Origin of the sequence: Mycobacterium sp. (assembly GCF_035653355.1) — a bacterium.
Classification (GTDB): Bacteria; Actinomycetota; Actinomycetes; order Mycobacteriales; family Mycobacteriaceae; genus Mycobacterium.
Window position 1 is genome coordinate 1 of sequence record NZ_DASRBZ010000140.1, and the last position, 5,117, is coordinate 5,117.

Consider the following 5,117-nt stretch of genomic DNA (forward strand, 5'->3'; position numbering starts at 1 on the left):
GGGGGCCGCCTACCTGGACCGCAACCTTGATGCGCTGGCCAGCGACGGACAGCTGATCGTCATCGGCTTGCAGGGCGGTGTGAAAGGCGAACTCAACCTCGGCAAGCTCGTCAGCAAACGGGCAAGGGTCATCGGGACCGCGTTGCGCGGCCGACCGGTGTCCGGGCCGAACGGCAAGAGCGTCATCGTCGAGGCAGTGGTCAAGTCGGTGTGGCCGATGATTGCTGACGGACGGGTCCGACCGATCGTCGGCGCGGTTATGCCGATCCAGCAGGCCGCCGACGCGCACCAATTGCTGTCGTCGGGACGGGTGGCCGGCAAGATCGTGCTGACGGTTTAGCGCGACCAGACGCAAAAGCCCTGCCACGCCGGATTTTTGGGGCCCTTTTGCGTCTGGTGGCCGCGCAGGGCCCGGCGAACACCGCTGTTAGCCCAGCGACGCCAGCGCCCGCACCAGCTGGTCGACTTCGGCGGTTGTGGAGTAATGCGCCAACCCGACGGTGACCGCGCCGCCGACATCGTTGACTCCGATCACATCGAGCACCCTTGATCTGGCGTTGGAGATCGCCAGAACCCCGTTGTCCGCCAACCGCTGTACCACTCGCTCAGCTGGCACCTCGTGGACAGCGAAACTGACCACCGGGATGCGGACCTCCGGCCGGCCGATCACCATCACCAACGGCAGCGACCGCAGGGAGACCATCAGATAGTCGAAAATCCGGTTCATGTACGAGCCGGCCGACTCCATCGACACGGCGAGTCGTTCGCGACGGGTTCCGCGGGCGGACTCGTCGAGTGAGGCGAGATACTCGATGCTGGCGACCACACCGGCCAGCAGACCGAACTGATGCACGCCGACCTCCAGCCGTCCCGGCCCGGTGGCGTGCGGATTGGTCGAAACGGAACCGAACGAATTGATCAGCGCCGGATCGCGAAACACCAAGGCGCCGATCGGCGGACCGCCCCACGCGACCGCGTTCACCGCCACCACGTCGACGTCGGCTTCCTCGATATCAAGCAGCCGATACGGCGCTGCCGCGGAGTGGTCAACAACCACCAGTCCGCCGACGTCATGGATCAGTTTGGTCAGCGTCCGCAGCTCGGTGACCGTGCCCAGGGTGCCTGACGCGGACGTGACCGCGACCAACCGAGTCGACTTTCCGATCAAGCTTTCCCACTGCCAGTTGGGCAACTCGCCGGTTTCGATGTCGACCTCGGCCCACTTGATCTTCGCACCGAACCGGTTTGCTGCGCGCAGCCATGGAGCAATGTTGGCTTCGTCGTCCAGACGGGTGACGACGATTTCGTAACCCAGCCCGGCACGTGGCGACGAGGCGTCGGCCAACGACGACAGCAACACCGCTCGGTCGGCGCCCAGGACCACTCCGCGAGGGTCGGCGTTGAGCAGATCGGCCACCGCCTGGCGCGCCGCCTCCAGCACGGCGGCACTGCGTCGCGCCGACGGATGCGCACTGGCGGTACTGGCTACCGACCGGCGAAAAGCGGTCGACACGGTGGTCGCGACGGACTCGGGAATCAGCATTCCGGCGGGGGCGTCGAAGTGCACCCAGCCGTCACCCAGCGACGGGTGTAACCCGCGCACCCGGGCGACGTCGAATGCCATGGCAGCCACCTTAGAATTCCGCTGGTCCGCAAACCGCGACACTAGCGGGGCACCCAGATACGTCCCCGCCATCCCGAGCCGGGTCGCCCGGCCAGCCATACTAGTCCAGTGGGGCTGACAATCGGAATCCTTATCGCTTTGTTGTTGCTGATAGCCCCCGGAGCAATCGTCGCGCGCAGCGCTCAGCTAACGTGGCCGATCGCGGTGGCCGTCGGCCCGGCGTTGACATACGGTGTGGTCGCGCTCGCCATCATCCCGTTCGGCGCCGTCGGAATCCCTTGGAACGCATGGACTGCGCTGGCCGCCCTGGTCGTCGTCACGATCGCGGTGGCCGTTCTGCGCGTGCTGCTGGACCGCTACCGCGACGTCGACGGCGAATCTCGTGCCGTCACGGGTTGGCCGGCGATCACGGTCGCCAGCGGGGTGCTGCTGGGAGCGTTGCTGATCGGCTATGCCGCGGTTCGCGGGATACCGCACTGGCAATCGATCCCCAGCACGTGGGACGCGGTCTGGCACGCCAACACCGTGCGCTTCATCCTCGACACCGGCCAGGCGTCGTCGACCCACATGGGCCAGCTGCGCAACGTCGAAACCCACGCGCTGCTGTACTACCCGTCGGCTTTCCATGCCCTGGCCGCGGTGCTGGCGCAGCTGACCGGCGCAGCAGCCACCACCGCCTACACCTTGAGTTCGCTGGCGGCCGCGATTTGGTTGTTTCCGGTCAGCGCGGCGTTGCTGACCTGGCGCGCGCTGCGCACACATACGAGTGAGTGGCGCGCGGCCGGCGCCGCGGCCACCGCGGCGGCGATCTCGGCGTCGTTCACCGCACTGCCCTACGTCGAGTTCGACACCGCCGCGATGCCCAACCTGGCCGCCTACGGGATCGTCGCGCCCACATTTGTGCTGATCACTTCCACGCTGCGGCACCGCGATCGCATCCCGGTGGCGGTGCTGGCGCTGGTCGGCATCTTCTAGGTGCACATCACCGGCGGGGTGGTGGTGCTCATGTTGCTGGCGGCGTGGTGGCTGCTGGAGGCGCTATGGCATCCGGTGCGCGGCCGGATCGTCGACGTGCTGACCCTGGCGGCGGTCGCGGTGCCCAGTGGACTGGTGCTGGTGCCGCAGTTCATCAGTGTCAAGCAGCAGGAAGACGTCATCGCGGGGCACTCGTTTCTGACCTATCTGAGCAAGAAGCGCGGGCTGTTCGACGCGGTATTTCAGCACTCGCGTCACCTCAACGACTTTCCGGTCCAGTACGCGCTGATCGCGGTGGCGGCCATCGGCGGGTTCGTGCTGCTGGTCGAGAGGATCTGGTGGCCGCTGCTGGTGTGGTTGGTGCTGATTGTCGTCAATGTCGATGCGGGAACGCCCTTGGGCGGCCCGATTGGCAGACTCGCCGGAGCGTTCGGCGAGTTTTTTTACAAGGACCCCCGCCGGATTGCGGCGGCCACGACGCTGTTGCTGGTACTGATGGCCGGCGTCGCACTGTTCGCAATGGTCATGCTGATAGTGGCGGCGGCCAGGCGGCTCGCCGACCGGCGACTGACCCGACAGGTGGCGCCGCCGGTGTGGGCGGCCACGGCGGCGGTGCTCGTGGTCGCGGTCAACCTGGTCAGCGCCTGGCATTACTTTCCGCGGCACCGGTTTTTGTTCGGCGACAAGTACGACTCGGTGATGATCGACCAGCGTGACCTGGAGGCCATGGCGTATCTGGCCAGGCTGCCCGGTGCCCGTGACACGCTGATCGGCAACGCCAACACCGACGGCACCGCCTGGATGTACGCCGTGGCGGGTCTGCACCCACTGTGGACGCACTACGACTACCCGATGCAGCAGGGCCCCGGCTATCACCGCTTCATTTTCTGGGCCTACGCCGACAATGCCGACACCGATCCGCGAGTACCCGAAGCCGTCCGGGTACTCAATATCCGCTATGTCCTGACCAGCACGCCGACCGTGAGAGGGTTCGCTATGCCCGACGGGCTAGTGTCACTAGACACGTCGAAGTCGTGGGTGAAGATCTACGACAACGGTGAGGCCCGCATCTACGAATGGCGCGGACATGCTGCCGCGACAAGCTCCTAAAACCGAGGGTGGTGAACGCATTGAGTAACGGCGATGCCGACAACAACATCGAGATCATCCGGGACGACGATCTTCGCCTCGCGGCGACCCAAACAGAGGACGAAGACTCCGACGACCGGTCGCTGACCGACCTGGTCGAGCAGCCGGCCAAGGTGATGCGGATCGGCACGATGATCAAGCAGCTGCTCGAAGAAGTGCGGGCCGCACCGCTGGATGACGCCAGCCGCAACCGGCTACGCGATATTCACGCCACCAGCATCCGAGAGCTCGAAGAGGGCCTCGCGCCGGAACTGCGGGAGGAACTCGACCGGCTGACGCTGCCGTTCAACGAGGACGTCGCCCCGTCGGACGCCGAGCTGCGCATCGCCCAGGCCCAGCTCGTCGGCTGGCTGGAAGGGCTGTTCCACGGCATCCAGACCGCGCTGTTCGCCCAGCAGATGGCGGCCCGCGCCCAGCTCGAGCAGATGCGCCAGGGCGCCCTGCCGCCGGGAGTCGGCAGGCCGGGTGGGCACGGGCAGTCGGGCACGGGGCAATACCTCTAAGCAGTTAGCGGTGTCCGGACCTCACTCGCCTTACATCGAGACGCGCAACGCGTGGGTGGAGTTTCCCATCTTCGACGCCAAGTCGCGGTCGCTGAAGAAGACCTTCCTGGGTGCAGCGGGCGGCACGATCGGACGGAACGCGTCCAACGTGGTGGTCGTCGAGGCGTTGCGCGACATCACCATGTCGTTGAGCCTGGGCGACCGGGTTGGCCTGGTCGGTCACAACGGGGCCGGGAAATCGACTCTGCTGCGCCTGCTTTCGGGGATCTACGAGCCGACGCGCGGCTCGGCGACGGTGATCGGGCGAGTGGCGCCGGTGTTCGACCTGGGTGTCGGGATGGATCCCGAGATCTCCGGCTACGAGAACATCATCATCCGCGGACTGTTTTTGGGTCAGACCCGCAAGCAGATGATGGCCAAGGTGGACGAGATCGCCGAGTTCACCGAGCTGGGTGATTACCTGTCGATGCCGCTGCGCACGTATTCGACCGGGATGCGGGTGCGGCTGGCGATGGGTGTGGTCACCAGCATCGACCCGGAGATCCTGCTGCTCGACGAAGGCATCGGCGCGGTGGATGCTGACTTTTTGAAAAAGGCCCAGCCCCGACTGCAAAGTCTGGTGGAGCGCTCCGGAATCCTGGTGTTCGCCAGCCATTCCAACGAGTTTCTGGCCCGGCTGTGCAGGACCGCGATGTGGATCGAACACGGCACCATCAGGATGACCGGCGGCATCGAGGACGTGGTCCGGGCCTACGAGGGTGAGGATGCCGCCCGGCATGTGCGCGCGGTGCTCGACGAGCTCAACGCCGACGAGCAGCTTGCATGAAAAGTGGCCTGGCATGAGTGAATTGGTGTGCGCAGTCGTG

General features: G+C 66.0%; 4 protein-coding genes and 1 pseudogene. 4 read left to right on the forward strand and 1 reads right to left on the reverse strand.

Annotated elements, in window-relative coordinates; genetic code table 11:
- Positions 1 to 340: zinc-binding dehydrogenase (locus tag VFA16_RS04565; protein WP_324966668.1), on the forward strand; the 340-nt coding region annotated here is incomplete at its 5' end.
- 87 nt (positions 341 to 427) lie between these two features.
- On the opposite strand, the gene VFA16_RS04570 is transcribed toward VFA16_RS04565, so the two are convergent.
- Positions 428 to 1,624 carry a cysteine desulfurase-like protein gene (locus tag VFA16_RS04570; protein ID WP_324966669.1) on the reverse strand — a complete coding sequence of 399 codons (1,197 nt, stop codon included), beginning with the start codon at positions 1,622 to 1,624 and terminating at the stop codon, positions 428 to 430.
- A gap of 108 nt (positions 1,625 to 1,732) precedes the next feature.
- Between VFA16_RS04570 and VFA16_RS04575 the strand changes: the two are divergent.
- From VFA16_RS04575 to VFA16_RS04585, 3 genes and pseudogenes are all read left to right on the forward strand, one after another.
- Positions 1,733 to 3,709: pseudogene (locus VFA16_RS04575) on the forward strand (DUF6541 family protein).
- Positions 3,676 to 4,251 (forward strand): bacterial proteasome activator family protein, encoded by a 576-nt coding sequence (locus tag VFA16_RS04580; RefSeq protein ID WP_324966670.1) that lies wholly within the window; start codon positions 3,676 to 3,678, stop codon positions 4,249 to 4,251. Before VFA16_RS04575 ends, VFA16_RS04580 begins: the two are co-directional and overlap by 34 nt.
- 10 nt (positions 4,252 to 4,261) lie before the next feature.
- Positions 4,262 to 5,077 carry an ABC transporter ATP-binding protein gene (locus tag VFA16_RS04585; protein ID WP_324966671.1) on the forward strand — a complete coding sequence of 272 codons (816 nt, stop codon included), beginning with the start codon at positions 4,262 to 4,264 and terminating at the stop codon, positions 5,075 to 5,077.
- Positions 5,078 to 5,117: the final 40 nt, after the last annotated feature.